The sequence below is a fragment of the Coxiella endosymbiont of Amblyomma sculptum genome (assembly GCF_009883795.1).
Classification (GTDB): domain Bacteria; phylum Pseudomonadota; class Gammaproteobacteria; order Coxiellales; family Coxiellaceae; genus Coxiella.
This window is the reverse complement of the sequence record NZ_CP033868.1, coordinates 65,646-92,536: the sequence shown is the minus strand read 5'-3', so window position 1 is coordinate 92,536 and position 26,891 is coordinate 65,646. Positions and strand designations below refer to the sequence as shown.

The following is a 26,891-nucleotide window of genomic DNA, read 5'->3' as shown; positions in this document are numbered from 1 at the left end:
TAGACAATAAAACCATCGAAAAAATCCATCGATTGCTGTTTGATAGGGGAAATCGATAATGTATCTTCAATACAATTGACCAATAATCTAATTTTTTTATACGTGTCTGAAATACGAAAGAACAAAAATACGATAGCTGTAGCCAGTATTCGTGAAAAAGAATGCATTGGATGTACCAAATGTATTCGAGTGTGTCCCACAGATGCTATTATTGGCGCATCAAGACTAGCGCATACAGTAATTTCCGACGCATGTACGGGATGTAGGCGGTGTCTTACGGTTTGTCCTAAAGACTGCATTGAAATCAGAACGTTGTCTGCAAATGCAGAAAGAAGAGCGTATTGCATAAAAAAATGGCGTTCTTGTTACAAAAAACATAAAAAAAGACTTATACAAAACGAGTTTGAACAGAATCTCAAATATCAAGAACTAGAATTATCTGTGTTAAAAACACCAGAAGATCGTCGCGCAGCCATTTGTGCTGCCGTAGTTCGATATCACAAAAAAAGAGAAAGACAATCGTGAATCGCAAAAAATGTGAGAATATTTTTCTCCGCTTTAGAGCTCATAACAACAATCCCACTTCAGAATTGGTTTATCACTCTACGTTTGAGTTATTGATCGCAGTGATTTTATCTGCTCAGTCTACCGATACAAATGTCAACAAAAGCACTAAGGGATTGTTTGAGAAGGCAAACCGACCTTCAGAAATATTAAATCTTGGAGAAAGAAACCTAAGAAATTGTATCAAATCTATCGGACTGTACAATGCCAAAGCTAAAAATATTATCAAAACTTGTAAAGTATTGGTAGAAAAATACCATTCACAAGTACCTAGAACACGGGAAGAGCTTGAAGCACTTCCCGGAGTTGGTCGTAAAACAGCAAATATTATTCTAAATTCTGCTTTTGGAGATTCTACTATTGCCGTTGATACCCACGTTTTTCGTGTAGCCAATCGCACCGGGCTAGCCTCAGGACAAAAACCATTACTAGTGGAAAATAAATTGATGAAAATAATTTCCAGAGAATTCTTATCCGATACTCATTATTGGCTTGTTCTACATGGCCGTTATATATGCACCGCTCGCCGTGCCAAATGCTCAGAGTGTTTCATTAGTGATTTATGTGAATATCCTAAAAAAACTATTTTCCCAAAACACAAAAGATTTCCTTCATTGTGATGAACAATTGCAAAAGAGATTTTTTGTCTTTTATTTTGTTTCCTCCGTTCGAAGGTCGGAAAAGAGATAAATTTCCAATTCATCGCAAAAATACAAAAGAAAATAGCAAATGAAAACAATTACAATTATTCAACCAGATGATTGGCATTGTCACTTACGTGATCAATCTTACCTTAAGCGAACTGTTACAGACGCTGCTCTTCGATTCAGGAGAGTGGTTGTTATGCCTAATTTAGTTCCACCAGTGACAACAGTAGCTCAGGCCAAAGCATATTGTAAAAGAATTAAACAACACATTTCCAATCAATCTACATTTACCCCTTTAATGACGCTATATCTTACAGATACTTTGGAACCAAAAGAAATCAGAGCCGCCAAAAAATCAAATTTTATAATCGCTTGTAAGTTATATCCCGCAGGGGCAACTACGCATTCTCAATTCGGAATTGTAGCCTTACAAAAAATTTATCCTCTCATAGAGGTCCTGCAATCCGTAGATTTACCCTTATTAATACATGGAGAATCTATTGATCCATCTGTAGACATTTTCGATCGAGAAGCTGTTTTTATCGAACAAGAATTGATTCCCTTGATTAAGAGTTTCCCAAATTTACGAATAGTTTTAGAACATATCTCTACTAAAACAGCGGTGGATTTTGTTTCTGAAACAGCGCTATCAACTCTAGCAGCAACTATTACTCCGCACCATTGTCTATTTAACAGAAATCATTTGTTGAAGGACGGTTTGCATGCTCATTATTATTGTTTGCCACTGCTAAAAACACGCACGGACCAATTTGCGCTTATTAAAGCGGCTATCAGTGGGAACCCAAAATTTTTTTTAGGTACGGATAGCGCCCCACATTCAAGAACAGAAAAAGAATCACTTTACGGAGCTGCAGGAATCTACAACACTCCAATCGCTATTGAGATTTATACAGAACTCTTTGAACGTTGCAATGCACTGGAAAAGTTAGAAGGATTTTCCAGTCGTTTCGGAGCACAATTTTATGGTCTGCCATTGAATACTAAAAAAATTACCTTAGTTAAAAAGCCTTGGCAAGTTGTTCAGTTTTTATCTTTTGGTTCGGATATTGTGATACCCTTACTGGCAGGTAAAACACTAAATTGGCGTATTGGCCAAATTTTTTGATCAGAGATTTTTGAGAGAATACAACCGATATATGAGAAACGAACAATATTCTTCAAATGTCCTTTTGAAAGAAAGATTCGGCGGCTATCTTCCTGTTGTAATAGATGTTGAGACAGGCGGACTGGAACCTCTTACAAATCCTTTATTGGAGATAGCCGCTATTTCAATTGGTATCAATCAGGAAAAAGAAATCCATCCCGGAGAGTTGTTCTCTTGCCACATCTTGCCATTCAAAAACTCCATTTTAGACCCAATATCGTTGGCAATTACAAAAATCGATCCTTTCCACCCTTTTCGATTTGCTATTAAAGAGAAAAGGGCGCTACAAGAATTGTTTGTTTTCGTAGAAAAAGCCGTCTCCGCTCACAATTGTCGTAGAGCAGTACTCGTAGGACACAATGCTCATTTCGATTTGTCCTTTATTCACGCAGCTATGAAACGCTGTAAGATAAAAACATCTCCTTTACATGCGTTTACTTGCTTCGATACCGCCACTTTAGCAGCTACAGTATTTGGAAAATCCGTATTGGCCAAAGCGCTGCGAGAAGCATCTATACCCTTTGATAGAAAAGAAGCGCATTCCGCCATCTACGATGCCAAGCGCACATCAGAATTATTTTGCTATATTATCAACAGAATCGATCGAATATGGCAACGAGAAAAGCCAAACCGACTCGTTTTTTCTAATTAGCTTTTGCTGGCTGATTAACCAAAAACCAATTAAAGACAATTCAAAGATCAGAAGCGTATTCAGATAAATATTCTGCAATTCCTTCTGAGGAAGGTCGAATACCAGGATCACCTTTTTTCCAATTCGCCGGACAAACTTCCCCATTTTTCTCAGTAAATTGAAGAGCGTCTATTATACGCAGAATTTCCGGAATACTTCGACCCAAAGGCAGATCGTTTACAATCTGCGATCGAACAATTCCTTGTTTATCAATCAAAAAAGAACCCCGCAAAGCAACTCCGGTTTTGGGATGTTCCACTCCATAACTACGACAGACTTTGTGAGAAATATCTGAAGCTAAAGTATAACGAACAGGTCCAATACCGCCACGTTCTACTGGGATACCGCGCCAAGTACGATGAGAAAACTGAGAATCTACCGAAATAGCCACCACTTCTACATTACGTTTACAGAAGTCACCAATTGCGTGGTCCAAGGCGATCAGTTCAGAAGGACACACAAAAGTAAAATCCAAAGGGTAAAAAAACACCAATCCATACTTATTCTGTATGGATTCTCTAAGTTCAAAGCCTTCTACGACATCACCATTTCCTAAAACAGCAGGAACGACGAAATTGGGTGCCTCCCGACCTACCAAAATTTCCATCAACCAACCCCCCCTTTTTTTTCACCATCGGGTCCAATCAATAATACCTAAGCCCAAACGATCGTAGTGTAATGGCATTATTGTTTATTTGTCAACAAAAAAGAAATATTGAAGCGGTTAGAAAAATGCCTTACAATCGCACGGTTGAATTTGGTCCGTTTTTGAAAGAGTGTTTTTCAAGATACTCAGATTCTGAAAAAATAATCAGGGGAGGTATTTTTTGTGGCTTTTAAACTTCCAGATCTACCGTATCGCACATGGGATTTAGAACCCTATATTTCCCAAGAAACCTTCGAATATCATCACGGTAAGCATCATCGCGCTTATGTAGACAAACTAAATAGGCTTATTGCAGGAACATCGTTCGAATCCCAATCCCTCGAAGAAATTGTTGCAAACTCCAAAGGGCATATCTTTAACAACGCTGCTCAGAGTTGGAACCATAGATTTTATTGGAGTTGTATGAGACCTACCAAAAGTATCGAAGGAAATACGATAAAAAATAGCGATCTAGAGACAGCGATGAAAAATCATTTTGGATCGTTAGAAAAATTTGAAACGATGTTCACTCTTGCAGCTAATGATCATTTCGGATCGGGTTGGACTTGGTTGGTAAAAGATGAAAAAGGAAATCTGGAAATTCTAAACACGGAAAACGCATACAATCCTATGATAGACGATAAAAAACCATTGTTAACGTGTGATTTGTGGGAACATGCTTATTACATCGATACACGGAATAATCGACTACAATATATTAATAATTTTTGGCGTATAGTTAATTGGAATTTTGTAATGGATAATTTTCAGTCTGACTGAATATCGAGATATGATCGACATTATTGTTAATGGAGTTAATGGGAAAATGGGTCGTGTAATTAGAGAAAATATTGCGACTCAAGTTGATCTTCGATTGGTCGCAGGAACTGGTCGTCGAGACGATTTAACAACGGTCATAAAAATAACGAGAGCAGACGTAGTTATCGATTTCACTACCCCCAGTGCGGTTTTTTCCAACACAAAAAAAATTATCGACGCGGGAGCTCGACCTGTGATTGGAACAACAGGATTGACTGCCGAACAAATTGATATCCTATCGAGACGATGTCGAACAAAAAAATTGGGTGGAATTGTTGCTCCAAACTTTTTTTTAGGAGCGATCTTGATGATGAAGTATGCTAAAGATGCTTCTCGGTATTTCCCCGATTCCGAAATTGTCGAAATGCACCATCCCCAAAAAACAGACGCCCCTTCAGGAACTGCAATCAGAACCGCTCAAATGATGACGGAGGTACAATCTTCTCAAAACAGAGAGAAAAACATCTCTCTTTCCAAATCTTCCGTCTCTACTAATATCGAACTTCAGAAAAAACCTCTCGATTGCTGCTGCAATACGTTAACAAAAAAAGAGACTGACATTCCCATTCACTCTGTTCGTCTTCCGGGATTGTTTTCTCATCAGTTAGTGCTTTTTGGTGGAAAAGGAGAGGTATTGACTATTCGTCATGACGGAACAGATCGTAAATGTATGGTATCAGGGATTTTTATTGCGTGTCGAAAAGTAATGGAATTGGACCGTCTGGTGTATGGATTGGAGAATCTCCTGTAGGTTACAATTTTTCTTTTTTACTCGTTTTCTCGTCGAATACCAGTCGAACATCCAATTCTCGAGCAGCTTTCACTTCGTCCAATCGTCTGACGGTTTGGAGGTGTGGAGATTCTTTTACCATTTTGGGATTTTCTTTTATTTCAATCAAAATTTTTCGTAAAGCTTCTACAAAACAATCCAGAGTTTGTTTACTTTCTGTTTCTGTAGGTTCAATTAAAAAACATTCAGGAATTAATGAAGGAAAATAGACTGTAGGAGAATAGAATCCGTAATCCAACAATCTTTTGGCGATATCCGATGCAGTGATTCCGTACTTTCTTGTCAAAGGTTTTATTGTCAAAACAAACTCGTGAGAAGCACGACGATTCGGAAAAGCCACTGTAAACCCTAACTGTACCAATCGTTTCATTAAATAATTAGCATTTAAAGCGGAAAATTTAGATACTCGAACAGTACCTTCGCTGCCTAACATCCGCAAATAAATATACGCTCGTAACAATACACCCATATTACCCATAAAAGTCGAGAGCTGACCAATCGTTTTAGGACAATGTTTTTTTGTAATCCAATAATATCCATTTTCTTTATTTTTCCCTACTATTGGTGTGGGCAAGTATTCTACAAGTCTCCTACCAGCGGCCACTGGACCAGCACCTGGGCCTCCTCCGCCATGTGGTGTTGCGAAAGTTTTGTGCAGATTCAGATGCATAACATCGAATCCCATATCTCCGGGTCGATATTTTCCCAAAATAGCGTTAAAATTCGCACCATCGTAGTAAAGTAAACCACCTACATTATGAATCATTTTTGCGATTTCTATAATGTTTCTTTCGAATACACCTAATGTCGAAGGATTCGTTAGCATAATACCCGCTGTTTTGGTTCCTATCATTTTTTCTAATTTCTCAAGATCGATATCTCCTTCTTCTGTTGTTCCCACTTCTCTGACACTATAACCACACATAGCGGCAGAAGCAGGATTAGTTCCATGAGAAGCTTCAGGAACCAGTATTTCTGTTCTTTTATAATCACCATGGTTTGTATGATAGGCTTTTATCATTGCCACTCCCGAAAACTCACCTTGAGCACCTGCCATAGGTACCAACGAAACTCTTTCCATTCCAGTAATATCCGCCAATATGGCCTGTAATTCATACAAGTGCTGTAAGAAAGGTTGGCTGTGAAACTCAGGCGTTAAGGGGTGACGATTCAGATAACCTGGAAGTGAAGCTAACCGATTGGCTATCCGTGGATTATATTTCATTGTACAAGAACCCAGTGGGTAGAAATTAGTATCGATTGAAAAATTTTTCTTGGACAACTTCGTGAAATGTCGTACCACTTCCAATTCTGACAATTCTGGAAGATATGGAAGATCACAACGCAAGAAAACTAAAGGAACACCACATACTTTCTTCGTTGTTTCTGAAATTATTTGCGATCTTGCGCGTCGTCCTTCTTGGGATTTTTTGAAAATTAGCACATCAATTTTTCACTATATTTTGTTCGTTTTAGTAACCGATGGAATCGATCATTTCGCAAAAAGTCTTTTTATAGAAATCTATATCCTCATCGGTCTTAGTTTCCGTCACACAGATTAACAAGCAATTTCCCAGTTCCGGATAGTGCTCTTTTAGAGAGAAACCAGACAAGATTCCCTGTTTACTCATTTGGATAATTATTTTCTCTACAGGTATTTTTAATCGAACTACAAATTCATGGAAAATGGGTTGTGAAAACACTGGACTTACTTCTTTCAAGGTAGACAATCGTTGAAATAGATCACGCGCTTTTATATGCGAAGTCAACGCCACTTCGCGAAGACCTTTTGCTCCTAATAAACTTAAATAAATAGTTGACGCCACTACTAAGAGGCCTTGATTGGTACAGATATTTGACGTCGCTCTAGAGCGACGAATGTGTTGTTCACGTGCTTGGAGAGTTAAAGTGAACCCCTCGCGCCCTTTTTTATCACAAGTTCTTGCTACTATACGTCCTGGAATTTGTCGTATATATTCTCTCTTACAGCAAATAAATCCGAAGTAAGGCCCTCCAGAAGATAAAGGAATACCCAACGGCTGTCCTTCACCGCAGGCAATATCCGCTCCTCGCTCTCCCCATTGTCCAGGAGGCTTTAGTAAGGCCATCGCTATAGGATTTACACTAGCAATAACTAAAATATCCCGAGCATGAGCCCAATCTGTTAGTCTATCTACACATTCAAGCGCCCCGAAAAAATTAGGCTGAGAAATAATAAGTGCAGCTGCATCTTCTGTTGTCTTTTGGATACTCATCGTTTGTAGATCCAGTATTCCTTGTGCCAAATCATAAGGAACAGTTTCTACAAAAATATTTTGCTGTTGGACAATCGTTTTTAGGACGTATCGATACACCGGATGAACAGTAGCTGGAACTAAAATACGTCGTGCTTTTTTCCTGTTAATACGAACTGCCATCAACGCCGCCTCAGACAACGCACTAGCGCCATCATATAAGGAAGCATTAGAAACCTCCATAGAAAGCAATTCGGACATCATAGTTTGATACTCATAAATTAATTGCAAACTTCCCTGACTAGCTTCAGCTTGATAAGGGGTATAGGCTGTATAAAATTCCCCACGAGTAGCGATCTCCCATACTATTGCTGGAATGTAATGTTCATAAGCACCAGCACCAACAAAACACCGAAATTTTTTAGGTTCATTCTGCTCTATAAGACGAGAAACAGAAGATTCGTTCAACCCTTTTCCTAAAATTTTCTGCTTGAAGGGATTCGATAAATTTATCTCGTCAAACAACTGCTCAACACTATCGACACCGATAAGGGCTAGCATCTTTTCTTGATCTTCAGAAGTGTGAGGGATAAAGGGCATCTTTCTAAATTTCCTAAATTACGCTATATTTTTGTTAAAATCTTATAAGATTCACTGCTAAGCAATTTGTCGAACTCATTTTCATTATCAGCTTTAATACGATAAATCCAACCCTCTCCATAAGGAGAACGACTTATTAAAGACGGATCTTCTTGGAGTTTTTTGTTGATTGCAACTATCTTCCCCATAAAAGGAGAATAAACATCAGATGCTGTTTTTACAGATTCCAATACAGCCACCGTATCATTCACAACTACCCGACTATCAACATCAGGTAACTCTACGTATACCAAATCACCCATCTGTTCTTGAGCAAAATCTGTAATCCCTACTGTAAAAATACCATTAGATTCCCTTTGTATCCATTCGTGACTTTTACTATAGCGCAATTCCTCTGATAAAGATCCTAACCATCTCTTCATTTTCTTTCCTCAAAAAGTTTTTTCCCTTGATATACAAAAGGCGTTCCAACTACCTTAACTGGAATTTTCTTACCTCGTCGCTCGACATAACCGTCTCTAAACACGAATTCTTCCTTAGAAATTCGAGCAAAAGCAATAGCGCATTTTAAGACAGGAGAAAAACCACTGCTGGTAATTTTCCCTTCTCGAAAATCGTCACCACTACTTAACCACACTTTTTGATGATTCTGAAAAATACCAGGTCCTTCCATAGTTAATCCAACTAACTGTTCTTTAATGCCTGTATTCAATTGATACTCCAATATGGAACGACCAACGAAATTACGGTCAGGATCATCCAAAGTTACGCTCCAATCCAGATTAGAGGAGAAAGGAGAAGTGGTCTCGTCCATATCAAAACCGTATAAATTTAATCCTGCTTCTAAGCGCAAAGTATTCCGAGCTCCCAGTCCACACGGTGTAATCCCAATACGCATTGCTTTTCGCCATATTCTTCGTGCTTTCAGAACATTCGGAACGATTATTTCAAGTCCATCTTCTCCAGTATATCCTGTACGAGCTATCAACAATTCATCGATTAGAACAAATCGAAATGATCTAAGTTTCATCAATTTGGCATGAATTGCTTCGCCAAAAATATCTCGAGTAACAGAAAATACCGAAGGACCCTGAATAGCGATGATACAAATCTGAGATTGTTGGCTAATTGATACTTGATAAGGCCGACTCTGTTCTTTCATCCATACAATATCTCTTGCTTGCGTTCCGGCATTAACTACCATACGATAATGGGAAGGAAATAGACAATAAATAATAAGGTCATCTATAACCCCCCCAGTCTCATTCAACATACAACTGTACAATGCATATCCTGGAGATTCTTTAAGTTTTATAATGTCGTTAGCTAATAAAAAACGTAAAAAAGGTGTAGCGTTCTTTCCCTTTATATCAATGACACCCATATGAGAAACATCAAAAATCCCAACTTTTTTTCGTACCTGACAGTGTTCGCCAATTTGTGAACCGTAGTGAAGAGGCATCTCCCAACCAGAAAAATTGACAAAGCGAGCATTTCTCTGAGAATGTTCTTTATAAAGTGGTGTACGTCGTAGCATACCGACAGAAATTATACTGAGATACAATTAAAAAATCCAATGCTGTAATCCTAATGAAGGAAATGAAGGATTCAAAAGAAAACTAAATAAAAATATATAAAAAAGATAAAGAAAAGCCCCACCTATAGAGCGGGGCTTTAAGTTTAAAATTAAAGAGGAAAAAAGAGCAAAGACACAATGAATAAATTACATCATGCCTCCACCACTCATTCCGCCCATACCGCCCATTCCGCCCATATCACTACCAGTCATAGACTCTTCCTTTTCTTTCGGAGATTCTGTCACCATACACTCCGTAGTGATCATGAGACCAGCGATAGAAGCTGCATTTTGTAACGCAGTACGAGTTACCTTTGTAGGATCAAGGATACCCATATCAATCATATCACCGTACTCACCTTTTGCAGCGTTATAACCATAGTTGACATCCTTATGGTTTAACACCTTATCGGCAATAACAGCGGCTTGCTCTCCTGCGTTCTTTACAATTTGAAATAGCGGATATGCCATAGCGCGACGTGCAATCTCAACACCCATACGCTGATCCTCATTATCCACTTTAACATCTCCCAAACCTTCCACAACGCGGATCAGAGCTACTCCACCACCAGGCACTACACCTTCTTCTACAGCAGCACGAGTTGCGTGTAAAGCATCTTCTACCCGAGCTTTTTTCTCCTTCATCTCAACTTCTGTCGCAGCACCTACCTTAATGACCGCAACTCCCCCAGACAACTTAGCCAATCGTTCTTGAAGCTTTTCCTTATCGTAATCGGAAGTGCTAATCTCTATTTCTGCACGGATTTGTTTTACACGATCTCTAATGTCCCCAGCATTACCCGCTCCATCGATAACGGTCGTATCCTCTTTAGTAACCACAACACGTTTAGCGGAACCCAAATCGTCTAAAGTTATCGATTCTAGGGACAGTCCTACTTCCTCGGAAATTACCTTACTTCTTGTTAGGACAGCAATGTCTTGCAACATCGCTTTCCGACGATCGCCAAATCCTGGAGCTTTAACGGCAGCAACTTTCATCACACCCCGGATGTTATTTACTACGAGAGTAGCCAAAGCTTCTCCTTCAACATCTTCCGCCACCACTAAGAGCGGGCGACCCGACTTAGCAATACTTTCCAATAAAGGAATCAACTCTCGAATATTGGAGATCTTTTTATCCACCAGAAGAATAAACGGATTCTCAAGCTCCGTACTCATATTTTGTTGGTTATTAACAAAATAAGGCGATAAATAACCTCGATCGAACTGCATACCTTCAACTACTTCCAACTCGTTTTCTAATCCAGATCCGTCCTCTACCGTAATAACACCCTCTTTACCTACTTTCTCCATCGCATCCGCAATGATCTGACCAATAGACTCATCCGAGTTAGCCGAAATAGTTCCTACTTGGGCAATAGCGGTCTTATCCTCACACGGTTTAGAAATATGCTTTAGCTTCGCAACAGCAGAAACCACTGCTTTATCAATACCTCTCTTCAGATCCATTGGATTCATACCGGATATAACAGACTTTATACCCTCTACCAAGATGGCCTGCGCCAACACGGTAGCAGTTGTAGTTCCGTCACCAGCATCGTCCGAAGTACGAGAAGCTACTTCTTTAACCATCTGAGCACCCATATTCTCGAACTTATCTTTCAACTCAATTTCCTTAGCGACACTCACCCCGTCTTTAGTGATAGATGGAGCGCCAAAAGACTTATCCAATATGACATTTCGACCTTTAGGGCCTAAGGTCACTTTCACAGCATTTGCCAGAACATCCACACCACGACTCATCGCGTGCAACGCCTCGTGAGAAAACTTCAAAACTTTCGCAGACATTTTTTTTACCTCTCGTCGTTGTTAATTCTAACTAAACTAAAAAACGTACAAATTTATGGTTATTTATGACAGCTTGTTCTTCTTATCAATTTTCGATCACACCCATAATGTCGTCTTCCCGCATGACGATATATTCCTTTCCACCAACTTTCACTTCAGTCCCTGCATATTTTCCAAATAGAATGCGATCACCAACTTTGACATTTAAAGGACGAACCTCTCCGTGATCAAATTTTCCAGGACCAACTGCGACAACATTCCCTTCAGAAGGTTTCTCAGCGGCAGAATCAGGAATTACGATACCACCCGCTGAAGTACGTTCCTTCTCTTCAAGACGGTGAACCACCACTCGATCGTGTAACGGACGTATATTCATATTCATACTTACTCCTCTCGTGATACATTAAGTAAAAAATAAAAAATTACACCTAAACTTAACTCAACTTAACTCTAAACTCAACTTTAAAAAACCCAATCTAAGTTCAAGAGATCCACTCGTTCTCGCCGAAGGAAGCGGCGCTCGCGATGGAGTCTTTTTTATTATTATGACATTTGTCTGGTATATGGGGATACTGAGAAAGAATTCAAGAGTAAGTACACAGAGTTTTGGTAGAATTTTGCACTAAAAATTATGTGGTTAAAAGTGAAGAAGATTATGGTAAGCTCAACTGTGTTTTCATAAATTTTGTGGAATTTCTGCGATGGATTCGTTCAAAACGCTACGCACATTAACCGTCAAGGGAAAAACTTATTTTTATTACAGTCTTGTAGCTGCAGAGGAAGCAGGGCTATCGAACATCCATCGTCTTCCATTCTCTCTGAAAATTCTTTTGGAAAATCAACTGAGATATGAAGACGGATACACGACCACTCGCAAGCATATCGAAGCTTTTGCACATTGGACACGAGAAAAACATTCTGATCAAGAAATCACCTACCGTCCTACTAGAGTACTGATGCAGGATTTCACTGGTGTTCCTGCCTTGATAGATTTAGCTGCTATGCGAGATGCTATGGTGTCTATGAAAAGAAGCCCAGACAAAATTAATCCTCATTGTCCTGTACATCTTATTGTTGATCATTCAGTCCAAGTAGATACATTTGGGAATAGAAAGGCTTTTCATGAAAATGTTCGTATAGAAATGCAAAGGAATTATGAGCGATATACATTTCTAAAATGGGGGCAGCAAGCATTTCGCCACTTCCAACTAATTCCCCCCGGAACCGGTATTTGCCACCAAGTGAATTTGGAATACTTAGGACGTGTAATATGGTGTAGCCAAGTAGAAGATAAATTGTTCGCTTACCCGGATACAGTTGTTGGTACCGACAGTCACACTACCATGATCAACGGTTTAGGTGTTCTAGGATGGGGGGTTGGAGGAATTGAAGCGGAAGCAGTTATGCTCGGACAATCCGTATCTATGTCAATTCCCGAGGTGGTAGGTTTCTATTTATCAGGTGGATTGCAAGAGGGAGTAAATGCCACTGATCTTGTTCTAACAATAACTCAAATGCTACGTCGTCTAGGTGTAGTTGGAAAATTTGTAGAATTCTATGGCCCAGGACTTTCTAAACTTTCTCTTGCTGATCGGGCAACTATTAGCAATATGGCTCCTGAATATGGGGCTACCTGCGGTCTTTTTCCTATTGATGTAGAGACTATCAAATACATGAAATTAACTGACCGTGATCCTGAAGTTATTGCGTTAGTAGAATCTTATTCTCAAGAACAAGGCTTGTGGTACGATACAACGCAAAATACATCAGAAGTTATTTTCAGCAACACACTTTCTTTAGACCTCTCTACAGTTGAGCCCAGTCTAGCAGGTCCGACACGACCGCAAGACCGTATCAAACTGTCCGATACAAAAAAAGCTACTGAGAATTTTATTACTGAAACCAAACACATTCAGAAATTAGAACAAGTATGTAAGAATACAGACAATTTTGATCTCCATCATGGAGATATAGTTATTGCAGCAATCACCAGTTGTACTAATACTTCTAATCCCAATGTGATGCTTTCTGCGGGATTGCTTGCTAAAGCAGCTGTAGAAAAAGGTTTAAGAAGAAAATTCTGGGTGAAATGTTCGCTGGCTCCAGGATCTAAAGTGGTAATGGATTATTTAAAAAGAACTAAATTAATCGATTTTTTAGAACAACTTGGATTTTATTTAGTAGGGTACGGTTGTACAACTTGTATCGGAAATTCTGGCCCGTTGCCTAAAGTGATTGCTCAAAAAATCGTAGAAAATGATTTGATTGTTTCATCCGTTTTATCAGGAAACCGAAACTTCGAAGGTCGCATTCATCCATTGGTTAAAGCAAACTGGTTAGCTTCTCCTCCTTTAGTAGTTGCTTTTTCCCTAGCGGGAACCACCCACATTGACCTTACTAAGGATCCATTAGGAGTTAGTAATTATGGAAAGTTGATTTTTTTACGGGACATTTGGCCCACGCATGTAGAAATTTCTAAAGCACTTCAACAAGTGAGCCACAAGATGTTTCGTAGCAAATATTCAGGTGTATTTTTAGGAAATACCGATTGGCAACGAATTGCCACATCTGCGAACAATACGTTCGAATGGCAGAAAAATTCCACCTATGTAAAAAAACCCCCATTTTTTGAGGGAGTCAGTATCTACCCTAAATCTTTAGAAGAAATAAAAGAAGCGCGCATCTTAGCTATTCTTGGGGATAGCGTAACAACAGATCATATCTCCCCAGCAGGATTTATTCAACCAGATCACCCTGCTGGTGAGTACTTGATCAGACAAGGTGTCGGTATTAAAAACTTTAATTCCTACGGTTCTCGTAGAGGAAACTACGAAGTGATGGTGCGAGGTACTTTTTCGAATACTAGAATTAAAAACGAGATGTTATCCGGTATAGAAGGGGGGTTCACCAAACACTACCCAGATGGCGAAAAACTATTTATCTACGATGCTGCGATGAAATACCGTGGTGAAAACGTTCCGTTAGTAATTGTTGCTGGAAAGGAGTACGGAACAGGCTCTTCACGAGATTGGGCTGCTAAAGGTACAAAATTGTTGGGTATTAAAGCCGTTATTGCAGAGAGTTTCGAACGCATTCATCGTTCTAATCTAGTAGGTATGGGAGTTTTACCACTTGAATTTAAAAACAATATCAACCGAAAAAATTTAGAATTAGATGGCAGCGAAGTGATAGACATTACCGGAATAAAAGACAATCTGTATCCCAGAAAAGATGTTACCATGAAGATCAAGCGTAAAAATAGTACTGTCGAAAGCATCGTTCTAAATTGTCGAATTGATACAGAAAGAGAGTTAATTTATTACAAACACGATGGAATCCTACAATTTGTACTCCGTCAAATACTGCTATCAACTCAGTTGAAAAAAAATAGCGGCGGATTATCAGAAAAAACAAAATTTGTCTAACCGTATGCCATTTTCTCCATCTTTAAAAAATATCTAATCTCAGCACTGTACAAAATTCTTTTAGTAAAAGGGCAATGTTGAAAACAAGTGGAGAAAGAGGACAATCCAAGTTTTATATCGAATTTGATATTTTTCTCTAATTCTAGACAACTACAACAATGTAGGGCAAAATCCCTCCCCAGAATTTCCGAGGATTCTCGAAAAATAATTTGAAACGTCACTATCTCTAACGCTTAATGCCGGTAAGGAGTTTTTGTGGACATCTGCGAGATTAAAAGACTTGTTAAGCTGATCAATGGAACAAGAATTAAAGAAATTGAAATAAAGTCTAGTAAAGGATTGATACGGATCAGTCAATTTCCTCAAGACGGAATTTCTATCTCTCATCCGGTTTCCACTGTCGTAACCAATTCTCCAGAATCCTCCAGTATACCCAATCAAACCACACCAAACTTAAAGAAATCGTCCGATTCAGAAATCTCAAACAGTTTTTCCTTAAAATCTCCTATGGTAGGAACAGTTTATTTGTCCCCAACACCTAAAACGCAACCTTTCGTAGAAATTGGGCAACAGATCTCAGTGGGTGATATAATATGTATTATTGAAGCAATGAAAATATTTAACAAGATTGAAGCTGATAAAAACGGTGTTGTTACTGCTTGTCTTGTTGAAGATGGACAGCCGGTGGAATTTAATCAACCACTTTTTCTTCTCAAGAAAGATTAATAGAGGATTTCTGTGTTTAAGAAAATATTAATTGCCAATCGAGGAGAGATTGCGTTGCGGATTCATCGAGCTTGTAAGGAAATGGGTATCCAAACAGTAGCTACTTACTCTACTGCTGATCAAAATCTTATGCACGTACGTTTGGCAGACGAAGCGGTTTGTATTGGCCCGCCCAATAGAGCCAGTAGTTATCTGAGTATTCCCGCTGTCATTGCAGCTGCCGAAATTGTTCGCGCTGATGCCATTCATCCAGGTTATGGTTTTCTCTCAGAAAATCCAAATTTTGCTGAGCAAGTAGAAAATAGTGGATTTACATTTATCGGACCCACTTTTGATTCCATTCGCCTTATGGGAAATAAAATTTCAGCTCTCAAGACCATAAAATCCGCAGGATTGCCTTGTATTTCTGGATCAGATGGTGCCCTAAGTAAAGACGATAATGTCAATATAGCCATTGCTCGACATATCGGTTATCCTATTTTAATTAAGGCTAGTAATGGAGAAGGCGGTCGAGGCATGCGTGTGGTACATCAGGAAACGGATTTATTAAATTTTATTACTTTAACAAGAATGGAAGCGACCACTGCTTTTGGAACAGATGAAGTCTATATGGAGAAATATCTCAAGAATCCTAGACATATTGAAATTCAAGTTTTGGGTGATGGTAAAGGGAATGCTATCCATCTTGGTGAACGCGATTGTTCAATACAACGTCGTCATCAGAAAATTATTGAAGAAGCTCCCGCTCCAGGCATAACATTAGAACAACGCACTACCATTGGTAAATGGTGTGTACAAGCTTGTATTGCCATGAGTTATCGAAGCGCTGGGACATTTGAATTCCTTTACAAAGAAGGCGAATTCCACTTCATCGAAATGAACACACGAATTCAAGTTGAACATCCTGTTACGGAGATGATTACGGGCGTTGATATTGTAAAAGAACAAATTCGTATAGCTGCCGGACACCCACTACGCTACAAACAAAAAGATATTGCAATTAAAGGCCATGCGATTGAATGTCGTATTAATGCCGAAGATCCCAAAAATTTTATTCCTTCCTCTGGAACTGTAACTACCTATCATGCCCCTGGGGGATTGGGTGTTCGTATGGATTCTCATCTCTATACAAATTATCGAGTGCCGCCCTATTATGATTCTCTTATTGGTAAATTGATTGTTCACAATGAAAACCGTCCTGAGACTGTTTCTAGAATGAAAAACGCGCTAAGCGAACTGGTAATTGAGGGAATAAAAACCAACGTTCCACTCCATCAGATGATAATGGAGAACCAGATGATAATGGAGAACGAGAATTCCTGCATAGAAATTCAGAATACCTCTTCTTTCGAAGATTTACTAAATCCACAGAATCATGATCTGTAGTTAGAGAGAACTATTCTTGTAATGTAGAGAACTTTTTTGAAAGTATTTTCTAAAGTATCATCCTTAAAAGTATTATCCTTAATAAAAAATAAAATAAAGATTAAAAAACCTAAAATGGTTCTGTCTTCATGACAAACCGGTCTCCATTAATAAATTCCCTTGATGAATTTGATTCAGACCTTTTTGGAAAAGGTTTCTGTCTTCTTGTGACAATTGTTTCTGTTCATCGAATACTAGACACAAAGGCAAAACTGGCGCTAGTGTCTTTGCTGTAATATAAAAGTCACATAATTTCGCAATGTGGTGTCGATAGCAAGATCCACCATATCCAATGAACCTTTCTGTTACATTAGCAGCTTCTATATCATTCATTCCGTCACCAATATGCGCAATTCGAGGATATTGTTTTATTAGATTCTTAATTATTTTGCATTTTCCTAATTGAGAAATCATTGGAGAATCTTCATCATAGGCATTAAATTGCCCTTTGCTATCAAAGTACACCTCGACCGCAAAAACGTGTGCAGTAGGAATACCTAGACGTTCAGCAAACGCTTCTACTGCCATTTTGATTCCAGCAGAAATTACGTAGACAGGCTTATTCATATCTTGAAATATAGCTATCACTCTATCGGCATCCGGTGTTAAATTGTCATAGTAATATTTACTCAAATGAGATACCTGATCGATCGTAGGATGAACTAAATCTAAACATTTTCGATAAATATCTACATTAATTCCTGTAAGATTTGTTGCAACGTCTGTTAATAATCGAACGTCAGTGTCAACATGATTACTCGTTGCCAAATATTCTATTCCTTTAATCTGACTTAGGGTTCCATCACAATCAAAGACAATAGCATCAAGAGGTTTTGTCAATTCCCAATCGGCACGAAACATTTTTTACTCTGTTCTCAAAAGATTTACCGTACGTTTCTATTATACATAACAAATAAGATTACCAAAATTATTATCCCTATCTTTAGGGATTTGAACAAATATGAAAAATATTATTTTTCTATTCCTTCATTTTTCGTAGTTGTGAAATGCGTATATGGAAAAAACCTTCAATCCAGTCTACTCAAAATAAGAATTGGAATCGTAGAGACATTCTGGAAATAGCAATTTATTTCTTAATTTTCAAAATCTTTCTGAAAGATACAATCGATCTCCGATGTATCTTATGATCAATTGATCAATAGAAACGCTACAAATACAACTTTCTGCTTCTAAACACTTTTACACTAAAATCAATCTTATAATTTTTCCAAAAAATTATTACGAATTTTCTCTTCCTTTTATCTACATAATTTTGCTATCTTACGCATTTTAGTTTTATGTCGGGATCAGAATCTAAAAAATATTTATCTTATCGCACTGCCGGTGTAGACATCGAAAAAGCTAATCTGTTCATAAACTCAATTAAGTCTGTTGCCAAACGTACCCATCGTCCAGAGGTTTTGAACAGCATCGGGGGATTTAATGGATTGTTCGAGTTACCGAGTGGTTATACTCACCCTATTTTAGTTTCAGGAACGGACGGAGTGGGAACTAAATTAAAACTGGCTACTGCTCTTAACCGACACAATACAATCGGGATTGACTTGGTTGCTATGTGCGTAAACGATATCATTACTAGTGGAGCAGAACCTTTATTTTTTTTAGACTACTATGCCACAGGATCCCTAAATATTGATCAAGCTCGACAAGTTCTCATGGGAATCGGAAAAGGCTGTGAAACAGCAAGGATAGCTTTGGTCGGTGGCGAAACAGCAGAAATGCCAGGATTCTATAAGACTTCTGATTACGAACTCGCAGGATTTTGTGTAGGTATTATTGAAAAAGAGAAGATTGTAAGTAGCAATAAAGTATGTCTAGGCGATATCTTAATCGCTTTAGCAGCATCCGGTCCGCATTCTAATGGTTATTCGCTGATTTATAAAATTCTTGATCGCGCTAAAGCGCAACTTACCGACTCTTTTGAAGATACTTCTCTTGGAGAAGTACTGCTGACACCTACTCGAATTTATGCTCAGACCGTCAAACATCTTGTTCTACACCACCATTGTAGTCTCCACGCTATAGCTCATATTACGGGTGGAGGATTGATAGATAATATCTCTCGTGTATTACCTCCATCTATGCGAGCTACTATCAATACTCGTAGTTGGGAGTGGCCAGTAATTTTTCAGTGGTTACAAAAAGAAGGTAAAGTAAAGACACAAGATATGTTGCATACTTTTAATGTAGGAGTAGGCATGGTTCTTTGTGTTGCAAAAAAAGACACAAATAAAATTCTGGATGCTCTTTTGAATCTTGGCGAAAAAGCTTGGATTATTGGTGAAATTCAACTTTTTTCTCATAAGCACCCTAAGGTTTTGATGTATTGGTGAAAATCAAATTACCTATTGTTGTTCTCATTTCAGGGAATGGCAGTAATCTACAAGCCATCATTAACGCAATACAGCATCATGGTTTAGCAGTAGAAATACGTGCAGTTATCAGCAATCGAAAAGATGCTTATGGACTAGAACGGGCCCAGAAACATCGTATCCCAACTGAAATTCTTCCTCACAATGAGTTTTCTGATCGCAGTAGTTTTGAATGGACTCTCCAAAAAACTATTGATAAATATTGTCCTAAATTAATTCTTCTAGCCGGTTTTATAAGGAAATTGAGCGGTAATTTTGTACGCCGTTACGCAGGACGGATACTCAATGTCCATCCGTCCCTCCTTCCTCAATATCCAGGACTTAATACGCATTCTCGTGTATTGTCAACAAGCAATCAAGAACACGGTGTTAGTATTCACTATGTAACAGAATTTACAGACGGTGGTCCCATTATTTGCCAAGCCAAACTCTTTGTTTTGTCTTCCGATACTCCGGAAAGTTTATGTACACGAGTGCATTTTCTTGAACACATCGCATATCCTCAAGTTCTTTCTTGGATTACAAATAATCGTTTGACACTACTGGGAAATAGTGTCTTACTAGATCAAGAAATATTACCCAAGACGGGAAAACAGATCAAAATTACAGAACTTGAAAAATTTCAGAAAGGAAAAATTATCGTCGATTTATAATGCGTAGTGTTTTCGATACGACGGCATTACGAAAAAACTACTACAACGGATAAGAATTTTTCTGGATAGCAAGTGCTAGCGAATAGAGTTTTTTTCGTGAAATTCCGCTTATTCTTACAGCTAAAGACACTGCTTGCGTGAGTGACAATTCACTAAGTAGTACACTTAATAGATGATATTGCTCCTTCTTTTTTGTTTTCTTTGTATTCTCAAAATATCCTTCAACGAGAACTACAAATTCACCCTTCTTTTGAATTAAATTTACACTTATCCATTTTTTTAATTCTAGTAGAGAATTTGTATAGATGGTTTCAAACTTTTTTGTTAATTCTCGAGCAACCGTAGCTATACGTTCCGAACCAAAAATTTCGCTTAATAGGTTAATCAAATTTTTAATACGATACACAGACTCGTAAAAAATGAGGGTACGCGATTCCATTTTTAATGCTTCTAGTTTTTTTCTCCGTAATCCGTCTTTTGCGGAAAGAAATCCTTCAAAAACAAAACGGTCAGTAGACAAACCCGAAGATACTAGAGCGGAAATTCCTGCGCAAGCTCCCGGAATGGATACAATTCTAATGTTTACTTTTTGCGCTGCAACGACTAATCGATAGCCTGGATCACTAATTAGTGGAGTTCCCGCATCAGAAATAATGGCAATACTAAGCCCACGTTGTAATTTTTTACACAGTAAAGTAGAAAGGGTAGATTCATTATGTGTATTTAAAGACAACACACTAGTCTTTATTCCATAGTACTGTAACAAACCTTTGCTATATCTTGGACTTTCCGCTGCAATTAAATCAACAGATTGCAATACCTCAATTGCCCTCAGAGTAATATCACCTCGATTACCAATTGGAGTAGAAACAATATACAAACAACCAGACACAACGCACCATTATTAAAACGCTTTCTGGACATTAATCAAAATTAAAGAAATTTTCTGTAAGTACTTAAGAAAAAAATCCTTCCAATTCCTATTGTCGTCTTATTATTAATCTTATTAAGATAAGAAACCAATGTCCTATAGAAGAAAACAAGATTTTGTCATTTTATGAAAAAATTTAAACCTAAAATTTCATTAGAAGAAACATCCTCAGATTCTGTTGTTTCACAGCATCTTCCAAAAATGCCAAATAATCCTCTCAAAATCACCTTTTTCATTAACAAAAATTATATTCCAAAAAAAGAACGAATAAATTGGGAAAGATGAATAATAAGAGGCAACAGAATTCGACCGAGCAATCCAAATACTGATAATCCCAATAGAATCCATATTCCATATGGCTCTATTTTTGAATATTTACAAGCCGCTTTGGGTGGTAGAATAGCAGAAACTATACGACCTCCGTCTAGAGGAAGGATAGGAATTAAATTCAGTATCATACACACTATATTGATCAATATTCCAAAAGTTCCTGCATTGTAAAAGAAAATCGTTATGTCTCCTATAATAACGTTTTCCGTTCCATTTCCCAAAACGACACTCAATTTTGCAATAGTCGCCCATAACAATGCCATAAGTAAATTGGCTAGAGAACCCATAAGCGCTACAAGAGCCATGTCTCTGCGGGGTCTTCTTAAATTCTGCCAAGTGACGGGAACAGGCTTTGCCCAACCGAAAGTAAATGTAAATTTACTCAAAATTAACATCAGAATTGGCAAGACGAGAGTGCCTAGAGGATCGATATGTTTTATAGGATTCAGTGTAATCCGACCCATCATCAAGGCAGTTTTATCTCCAAATTTATTGGCCGCCCATCCGTGAGCAAATTCGTGTACAGTAATGGCGAACAATAAAGGCAAAATAACAACCGAAATAAGACGCACAATACTATCAAAATTCACAAGGTGGATACCTCGAATATTAGGAAAACTATTCGAAACTATTTAACAATCTTAAGAAATCTTAAGATTTGGTTTTCTTTTTTTATAAATACTCTTCTTGTTTTTCTTCAGGGAAATAGGTTTTTCATCGTTATTACCATCTATCTGTCTCGTAACCCCCTCTTATTCTGCTGAAATACCATACCACATCCCTTTTCAAGGGGGATAAATTGCTATTTACCGATGAAAGAGGGATAAAGACATTGGTGTCCTAGTATCAAGCTATAACATAAGGGGATTAAACAATTATCGACAGTCCATATATAGATTACTCGAAGCAAATAAATACGGCTGAAATAATTTTCATAGAAAGATTTATCCTTTATTATTCTCCATATTCACGTTCAATTTCGCTCAAACTCGCCTTCAGAGATTCTCGACTAAACAATCGATTTTCGTAGTCAGCAATGCCTATTGCCGAATGAGGCAATAGAATACCTAAATGCGGCAATCTCCACAACAAAGGCGATAAAACACAATCTACTAGTGTGAACTCATCATTCATAAAATAAGGTTTTTCTTTAAAAATCGGTTCCATCAATATCAGAGCACTTTTAAGCGCTGCACCTTTATCTGTTGTTGTTATTCGTTTAAAAGAATTTTCTTCAACAAACTGCAACTTCGAATATAAATCTCTTTCGATTCGATACATTAATAGACGACATTCGGCTCGAGATACAGGATAAACAGGCAACAGAGGAGGGTGCGGGAAACGCTCATCCAAATACTCCATAATAATATGCGAATTGAACAAGACTAATTCTCGATCCACAAGAGTCGGCAAAGTTCCATAAGGATTGATTTCTAGAAAATCTTTGTCGGGATAATTCATATCAACATCAACGATGTTAACACTAACACCCTTCTCCGCTAGCACAATCCGTACTTGATGACTATAAATATCCGAAGGGCCCGAATAGAGCGTCATTATGGAACGCTTTAGTACTATCATTTTATTTCTTGCCGAAGTTCAAAATGAACGCTACTTTATCGTTTGGAATATTGAGCGCTTTTCCGTGCTTTATGGCGACCCACTTTCTTACGTTCGACCATACGAGGGTCTCTGGTGACAAGGCCATCTCTTCGCAACGTATTGCGCCACAATCTATCTTCTCCTGTTTCTTTTTCGTACTCTATTAAAGCCCGAGTAATTCCAAGACGAATCGCACCTGCTTGACCACTGTTTCCCCCTCCTTTAACAGTAGCTCGAATGTCAAACTGAAACCGAGCGTTGAGACTTACTAATGGCTGACAAACTATCATTCGAGAATTGTTACGACTGAAATAATCATTCAGCTTTTTTCCGTTGATTACTACTTCTCCACGACCGCGTCTTAAAAAGACACGCGCGGAAGCCGTCTTACGACGGCCTGTACTCAAAACTTCCATTTCTTTTATTTGTTCCATATAACCCAAAATAGAGCATTCTTCATCGCTCGGAATTTCTCAACTCACGGAACCAACCAAAATTGGACGCTGCGCTTGATGAGGATGAAACGGTCCAACATAAATCTTCAACTTATTATACACACTACGCCCTAAGGGGCCTTTAGGTAACATTCCTTTAACGGCCAGTTCCAGAACACGTTCTGGATGTGTTTTCTGCATGTGAAAGAGATTCAAAGTTTTTATTCCTCCAGGATATCCGGAATGACGGTGATACTGTTTTTTTTCTAATTTCCCACCGGAAACATAAATCCTATCTACGTTAACAACAATAACAAAATCTCCAATGTTGGCGTTCGGAACGTACTTCGGCTTATTCTTTCCTAATAAGCGAACAGCAATCCAGCTTGCTAATCTTCCGAGTGTTCTACCTGTTGCGTCTACCAGCAACCATTTCGAATCAACAGTGTTTTGCATAAGAATACCTCGTATGCTATGGTACAACATATCTTGTTAAAATCGCAAGATCCTTCTTGTACAGATTATTTTTCTAAGAGGTCTGTGCCCAAAAAATTAGGGACCCAAAAATGAGAGAAAGGAGTCTCGGATGAATGTCGACGAATAGATACAATTTGAATAAAATCGTTCTGCGCTTTTAGAGAACGTACACTTTTTATTTCATTGCTTCACTTCTTCATTGCTTTGATTTGCTATTTGTATCTGGTATCTCTGACTATGGCTATGGGTGGATTCGAACCACCGACATCAGCGTTATGAGTGCTGTGCTCTAACCAACTGAGCTACATAGCCGAATAAAATTCGGAAACACTATCCCTCTCTAGCTCCTTAATTATCCTTATTATTACACGTAAAATATCATTAGAAGAATTTTTTTCTGAGTATTTCTATCCTTAACGGGCTATTCGAAAGTGTATTATATCGCCGTCTTGTACGATGTAGTTTTTTCCTTCAAGGCGATACTTGCCCGTTTCTTTAACATTCTTCGTGCTACTACACTCAATAAAGTTATCATAACTAACAACCTCAGCACGAATAAAACGCTTCTTAAAATCGGAGTGTACTATACCAGCGGCTTGAGATGCTGTGCAATTGTACGAACAAGTCCATGCGTGAGTTTCTTTAACCCCTATGGTAAAAAAGGTAATTAAACCCAACAGTGCATAACTTTCTCGAATAATATAATTCAATCTGTCTTTTTCAAAAGGGAACTTCTTTGGAAATGTTATCCTTTCGTTTCTTACCTCAGAAGCAGCACAAATAGGAATTACTTTTGTATTTTCTTTTTCAGCATATTTAAGAATTTGATCTAAAAGTGGATTATTTTCAAAGCCCTCCTTAGACACATTAGCGATATACAACATAGGTTTTGCAGTTAAAAACTGGTAGGATCGTGATAGTACTTGCTCTTCTTCTGTCAATTTCAACTTTCGTAGTTGCTTTCCTTCATCCAGCCAATTTTTAAATTTTTCAAATAAAATTTGAGTGTTTTGGACTCTTTTGACTCCACGTTTTGTGCACTTACCCGACCCAGCTAAAATTCTATCAATCATCTGCATATCTGCCAACGCCAATTCTACATTTACTGTTTCAATGTCTGCAATAGGTCTAGCAATTTTCGAAATATGTACAATATTTTCATCTTTAAAACATCGAACAACATGTACAATAGCTTGAGTTGTTCGAATATTATCAAGAAACCGGTTTCCCAATCCCTCTCCTTTAGAAGCACCAGAAACAAGTCCAGCGATGTCAATAAAATTGACAGTAGTGGGAATTGTTCGTCTTGAATTTACAATTTTAGAAACTTTTTCAAGACGAATATCAGGTACCGCAGTAGCCCCTTCATTAGGGCTAATGGTACAAAAAGGGTAACTGGAAACTGGGACATTTGCATTAGTTAATGCATTAAACAATGTCGATTTTCCAACATTGGGTAGTCCAACAATACCACACCTGAATCCCATTTTTTCACAAACCTTAGAAATTGCGATAAATAATGTTATTAGGGGACTATACAAGTCTCATTTTTTGAAACTTACCGATTAATAATTTCTCAATAACATCTAAGCCTTTTTCGAGAGCCATAAAAATAGCCTTCCGATCCTTCTTTGAAGGAAGACCCAATACATAAGAAGTAATTTGTTCTCTATGTTCTGGACGACCAATACCAACTCGCAATCGGTAGAAATCGGAAGTTCCTAAATACTGCGTAATACTACGCAATCCATTATGTCCTCCATGTCCTCCGTTTTTTTTTAGACGAATATCTCCAACTGTGAGATCTAATTCGTCATGTGTTATCAAGATCTTTTGCGGATTCAATTTGTAAAACTGGACTACCGCAGCCACTGCTAATCCACTTTGGTTCATATACACAGAAGGTTTAAATAGCCAACAGTGATTCCATTTACCAATAAGTCCATACAGTTTATCTTTTTTGTGCAACAATCGTCTTTCTCGATCGGCTAGAATTTCAATGAACCAAATACCAACATTATGTCGAGTTCCAGAATACTCATTACCCGGATTTCCCAAACCAACAATGAGTTTAATCGATTGCTTCATTATTTTTTCTTATCCTAAATTTACTTTAATTCTTTGCTGCTGCTGGAACTTGCTATTTCCGATTTATCAGACAGATCACTGTTTTCATGTATTTCAGCTGCAATATCGTCTTTACTTACTCTTGGTAGATGAACACCTACAACAGGCCAATCCTTTGCGCCTTTAACAGTAGTTGCCAATTCAACCCCAAAAGGGAGTTCAAGATCTGAAAAATGAAGCGATTTATCGAGATTTAGTTGAGAAATATCCATTCCAACGTACGCCGGCAGATCAGCAGGAAAGCATCGGATTTCCACATCGGTGTGAAAATAGGAAACAATGCCTCCAGCTCTCACTCCAATACATTTCTCTTTACCGATGATATGTAAGGGAACACGAACAACTATTTTTTCAGATGCTCTGATGCGCTGGAAATCAATATGAAGAATTTTAGGTTTTGTATGATGACGTTGGAGATCTTTCAGGATAACCCTCTGTTTCTTACCATTAATTTTAAGTACCAGAACAGAAGAAAAAACAGATTCGCTTGCAAAAGCTTTCAACACATCTTTTTGTAGCAAAGAAACGGATTGAGGAACTTTTCCCGCTCCATATACAGTCCCCAAAACCTTATTGCACAATCTTCGTATACGTCGTGCAGATTTTGTTCCAATTTCTTTACGCAATTCCGCTTCAAATTCAAAATCTCCAGCAGTCATTCGCTACCTTCCTCATTTCCGAGAATTACAAAGATTGTACTGCGGTTAGATTTAAAAAGAAACTCCCTTCGTAAACGAATCTTCCAACTGTAAAAATGTAAAAAAGAACAATAACTTGTTGTTAAAATTCGTTCTTATATTTGATTTCTGAATGTGTTCTTCTTTTAT

27 protein-coding genes and 1 tRNA gene are annotated in these 26,891 nt (G+C 38.1%); 11 read left to right on the top strand and 17 right to left on the bottom strand.

All coding sequences use genetic code 11. The features are described 5' to 3' along the window. Positions 1–39 precede the first annotated feature (39 nt). From EGQ50_RS00420 to EGQ50_RS00405, 4 genes are all read left to right on the top strand, one after another. Positions 40–525, top strand: coding sequence for an RnfABCDGE type electron transport complex subunit B (locus EGQ50_RS00420; protein WP_369692072.1), 486 nt, complete (start codon positions 40–42; stop codon positions 523–525). Continuing rightward, a complete protein-coding gene (nth, locus tag EGQ50_RS00415) occupies positions 522–1,184 on the top strand; it encodes an endonuclease III (RefSeq protein WP_159747612.1) in 663 nt (220 codons plus the stop codon). The genes EGQ50_RS00420 and nth overlap by 4 nt, the downstream gene beginning before the upstream one ends. Before the next feature lie 109 nt (positions 1,185–1,293). Then, complete coding sequence (gene pyrC, locus EGQ50_RS00410; RefSeq protein ID WP_159747610.1) at positions 1,294–2,337, top strand: dihydroorotase; 1,044 nt, start codon at positions 1,294–1,296, stop codon at positions 2,335–2,337. 31 nt (positions 2,338–2,368) lie between these two features. Further along, entirely contained in the window at positions 2,369–3,028 is a 660-nt protein-coding gene (locus EGQ50_RS00405) for an exonuclease domain-containing protein (protein WP_159747608.1), read from the top strand. A 40-nt stretch (positions 3,029–3,068) separates the two neighbouring features. Here the strand turns inward: EGQ50_RS00405 and EGQ50_RS00400 are convergent, their stop codons facing one another. Further along, positions 3,069–3,674 carry a peroxiredoxin gene (locus EGQ50_RS00400; protein WP_159747606.1) on the bottom strand — a complete coding sequence of 202 codons (606 nt, stop codon included), beginning with the start codon at positions 3,672–3,674 and terminating at the stop codon, positions 3,069–3,071. A 222-nt stretch (positions 3,675–3,896) separates the two neighbouring features. Here EGQ50_RS00400 and EGQ50_RS00395 point away from each other — a divergent pair, with 222 nt between their 5' ends. Continuing rightward, positions 3,897–4,493, top strand: coding sequence for a superoxide dismutase (locus EGQ50_RS00395; protein WP_159747604.1), 597 nt, complete (start codon positions 3,897–3,899; stop codon positions 4,491–4,493). A gap of 10 nt (positions 4,494–4,503) precedes the next feature. Then, on the top strand, positions 4,504–5,283 hold the full coding sequence (dapB, locus tag EGQ50_RS00390) for a 4-hydroxy-tetrahydrodipicolinate reductase (RefSeq protein WP_159747602.1): 780 nt from the start codon (positions 4,504–4,506) through the stop codon (positions 5,281–5,283). Position 5,284: 1 nt separating this feature from the next. On the opposite strand, the gene gcvPB is transcribed toward dapB, so the two are convergent. From gcvPB to EGQ50_RS00360, 6 genes are all read right to left on the bottom strand, one after another. After that, complete coding sequence (gcvPB, locus tag EGQ50_RS00385; RefSeq protein WP_159747600.1) at positions 5,285–6,766, bottom strand: aminomethyl-transferring glycine dehydrogenase subunit GcvPB; 1,482 nt, start codon at positions 6,764–6,766, stop codon at positions 5,285–5,287. Positions 6,767–6,794: 28 nt separating this feature from the next. Next, positions 6,795–8,156, bottom strand: coding sequence for an aminomethyl-transferring glycine dehydrogenase subunit GcvPA (gene gcvPA / locus EGQ50_RS00380; RefSeq protein WP_159747598.1), 1,362 nt, complete (start codon positions 8,154–8,156; stop codon positions 6,795–6,797). Positions 8,157–8,179: 23 nt separating this feature from the next. Further along, complete coding sequence (gcvH, locus tag EGQ50_RS00375; RefSeq protein ID WP_159747597.1) at positions 8,180–8,578, bottom strand: glycine cleavage system protein GcvH; 399 nt, start codon at positions 8,576–8,578, stop codon at positions 8,180–8,182. Next, the gene (gene gcvT, locus EGQ50_RS00370) at positions 8,575–9,720 is read right to left on the bottom strand and encodes a glycine cleavage system aminomethyltransferase GcvT (protein WP_246168965.1); all 1,146 of its coding nucleotides are present in this window, start codon (positions 9,718–9,720) and stop codon (positions 8,575–8,577) included. The genes gcvH and gcvT overlap by 4 nt, the downstream gene beginning before the upstream one ends. Before the next feature lie 159 nt (positions 9,721–9,879). Beyond that, positions 9,880–11,541 (bottom strand): chaperonin GroEL, encoded by a 1,662-nt coding sequence (groL, locus tag EGQ50_RS00365; RefSeq protein WP_159747595.1) that lies wholly within the window; start codon positions 11,539–11,541, stop codon positions 9,880–9,882. 85 nt (positions 11,542–11,626) lie between these two features. Next, positions 11,627–11,917: a co-chaperone GroES gene (locus tag EGQ50_RS00360; RefSeq protein ID WP_159748400.1), complete on the bottom strand. Its 291-nt coding sequence runs from the start codon at positions 11,915–11,917 to the stop codon at positions 11,627–11,629. Positions 11,918–12,242: 325 nt separating this feature from the next. Between EGQ50_RS00360 and acnA the strand changes: the two genes are divergently transcribed. The 3 genes from acnA (at position 12,243) to accC (ending at position 17,078) form a co-directional block, all read left to right on the top strand. After that, positions 12,243–14,966 (top strand): aconitate hydratase AcnA, encoded by a 2,724-nt coding sequence (acnA, locus tag EGQ50_RS00355; protein WP_159747593.1) that lies wholly within the window; start codon positions 12,243–12,245, stop codon positions 14,964–14,966. Between the two features lie 255 nt (positions 14,967–15,221). Beyond that, positions 15,222–15,692 (top strand): acetyl-CoA carboxylase biotin carboxyl carrier protein, encoded by a 471-nt coding sequence (gene accB / locus EGQ50_RS00350; protein WP_159747591.1) that lies wholly within the window; start codon positions 15,222–15,224, stop codon positions 15,690–15,692. Positions 15,693–15,704: 12 nt separating this feature from the next. Next, complete coding sequence (gene accC, locus EGQ50_RS00345; RefSeq protein ID WP_159747589.1) at positions 15,705–17,078, top strand: acetyl-CoA carboxylase biotin carboxylase subunit; 1,374 nt, start codon at positions 15,705–15,707, stop codon at positions 17,076–17,078. Between the two features lie 126 nt (positions 17,079–17,204). On the opposite strand, the gene EGQ50_RS00340 is transcribed toward accC, so the two are convergent. After that, entirely contained in the window at positions 17,205–17,978 is a 774-nt protein-coding gene (locus EGQ50_RS00340; protein ID WP_159747587.1) for an HAD-IB family phosphatase, read from the bottom strand. Positions 17,979–18,415: 437 nt separating this feature from the next. On the opposite strand from EGQ50_RS00340, the gene purM reads away from it, so the two are divergent. Together purM and purN are read left to right on the top strand one after the other, a co-directional pair. Then, on the top strand, positions 18,416–19,471 hold the full coding sequence (purM, locus tag EGQ50_RS00335) for a phosphoribosylformylglycinamidine cyclo-ligase (protein WP_159747585.1): 1,056 nt from the start codon (positions 18,416–18,418) through the stop codon (positions 19,469–19,471). After that, positions 19,468–20,163 carry a phosphoribosylglycinamide formyltransferase gene (purN, locus tag EGQ50_RS00330; RefSeq protein WP_246168963.1) on the top strand — a complete coding sequence of 232 codons (696 nt, stop codon included), beginning with the start codon at positions 19,468–19,470 and terminating at the stop codon, positions 20,161–20,163. The genes purM and purN overlap by 4 nt, the downstream gene beginning before the upstream one ends. 40 nt (positions 20,164–20,203) lie before the next feature. Here the strand turns inward: purN and rsmI are convergent, their stop codons facing one another. The 9 genes from rsmI to EGQ50_RS00285 form a co-directional block, all read right to left on the bottom strand. Then, positions 20,204–21,055, bottom strand: a complete 852-nt coding sequence (gene rsmI / locus EGQ50_RS00325; RefSeq protein ID WP_159747581.1) for a 16S rRNA (cytidine(1402)-2'-O)-methyltransferase — start codon at positions 21,053–21,055, stop codon at positions 20,204–20,206. A gap of 284 nt (positions 21,056–21,339) precedes the next feature. Beyond that, positions 21,340–22,014: a site-2 protease family protein gene (locus tag EGQ50_RS00320; protein WP_159747579.1), complete on the bottom strand. Its 675-nt coding sequence runs from the start codon at positions 22,012–22,014 to the stop codon at positions 21,340–21,342. A 364-nt stretch (positions 22,015–22,378) separates the two neighbouring features. Further along, a complete protein-coding gene (locus tag EGQ50_RS00315) occupies positions 22,379–23,005 on the bottom strand; it encodes a glutathione S-transferase N-terminal domain-containing protein (RefSeq protein WP_159747577.1) in 627 nt (208 codons plus the stop codon). Positions 23,006–23,040: 35 nt separating this feature from the next. Beyond that, positions 23,041–23,460, bottom strand: a complete 420-nt coding sequence (rpsI, locus tag EGQ50_RS00310; RefSeq protein ID WP_159747575.1) for a 30S ribosomal protein S9 — start codon at positions 23,458–23,460, stop codon at positions 23,041–23,043. A gap of 39 nt (positions 23,461–23,499) precedes the next feature. Next, positions 23,500–23,946 (bottom strand): 50S ribosomal protein L13, encoded by a 447-nt coding sequence (rplM, locus tag EGQ50_RS00305; RefSeq protein WP_439952611.1) that lies wholly within the window; start codon positions 23,944–23,946, stop codon positions 23,500–23,502. 229 nt (positions 23,947–24,175) lie between these two features. Next, positions 24,176–24,249: transfer RNA gene (locus EGQ50_RS00300), tRNA-Met, on the bottom strand. Between the two features lie 101 nt (positions 24,250–24,350). After that, complete coding sequence (ychF, locus tag EGQ50_RS00295; protein WP_159747573.1) at positions 24,351–25,424, bottom strand: redox-regulated ATPase YchF; 1,074 nt, start codon at positions 25,422–25,424, stop codon at positions 24,351–24,353. 46 nt (positions 25,425–25,470) lie between these two features. Further along, entirely contained in the window at positions 25,471–26,025 is a 555-nt protein-coding gene (gene pth, locus EGQ50_RS00290; protein WP_159747571.1) for an aminoacyl-tRNA hydrolase, read from the bottom strand. Positions 26,026–26,045: 20 nt separating this feature from the next. Further along, entirely contained in the window at positions 26,046–26,723 is a 678-nt protein-coding gene (locus EGQ50_RS00285) for a 50S ribosomal protein L25/general stress protein Ctc (RefSeq protein WP_159747569.1), read from the bottom strand. Positions 26,724–26,891 lie beyond the last annotated feature (168 nt).

Coding starts and splice junctions, on each gene's coding strand:
- pyrC (WP_159747610.1), top strand. CDS start 1,294: ATGAAAACAATTACAATTATTCAACCAGATGATTGGCATTGTCACTTA.
- EGQ50_RS00405 (WP_159747608.1), top strand. CDS start 2,369: ATGAGAAACGAACAATATTCTTCAAATGTCCTTTTGAAAGAAAGATTC.
- EGQ50_RS00400 (WP_159747606.1), bottom strand. CDS start 3,674: ATGGAAATTTTGGTAGGTCGGGAGGCACCCAATTTCGTCGTTCCTGCT.
- dapB (WP_159747602.1), top strand. CDS start 4,504: ATGATCGACATTATTGTTAATGGAGTTAATGGGAAAATGGGTCGTGTA.
- gcvPA (WP_159747598.1), bottom strand. CDS start 8,156: ATGCCCTTTATCCCTCACACTTCTGAAGATCAAGAAAAGATGCTAGCC.
- gcvH (WP_159747597.1), bottom strand. CDS start 8,578: ATGAAGAGATGGTTAGGATCTTTATCAGAGGAATTGCGCTATAGTAAA.
- groL (WP_159747595.1), bottom strand. CDS start 11,541: ATGTCTGCGAAAGTTTTGAAGTTTTCTCACGAGGCGTTGCACGCGATG.
- EGQ50_RS00360 (WP_159748400.1), bottom strand. CDS start 11,917: ATGAATATACGTCCGTTACACGATCGAGTGGTGGTTCACCGTCTTGAA.
- acnA (WP_159747593.1), top strand. CDS start 12,243: ATGGATTCGTTCAAAACGCTACGCACATTAACCGTCAAGGGAAAAACT.
- EGQ50_RS00340 (WP_159747587.1), bottom strand. CDS start 17,978: ATGTTTCGTGCCGATTGGGAATTGACAAAACCTCTTGATGCTATTGTC.
- purM (WP_159747585.1), top strand. CDS start 18,416: ATGTCGGGATCAGAATCTAAAAAATATTTATCTTATCGCACTGCCGGT.
- EGQ50_RS00315 (WP_159747577.1), bottom strand. CDS start 23,005: ATGATAGTACTAAAGCGTTCCATAATGACGCTCTATTCGGGCCCTTCG.
- rpsI (WP_159747575.1), bottom strand. CDS start 23,460: ATGGAACAAATAAAAGAAATGGAAGTTTTGAGTACAGGCCGTCGTAAG.
- rplM (WP_439952611.1), bottom strand. CDS start 23,946: ATGTTGTACCATAGCATACGAGGTATTCTTATGCAAAACACTGTTGAT.
- ychF (WP_159747573.1), bottom strand. CDS start 25,424: ATGGGATTCAGGTGTGGTATTGTTGGACTACCCAATGTTGGAAAATCG.
- pth (WP_159747571.1), bottom strand. CDS start 26,025: ATGAAGCAATCGATTAAACTCATTGTTGGTTTGGGAAATCCGGGTAAT.
- EGQ50_RS00285 (WP_159747569.1), bottom strand. CDS start 26,723: ATGACTGCTGGAGATTTTGAATTTGAAGCGGAATTGCGTAAAGAAATT.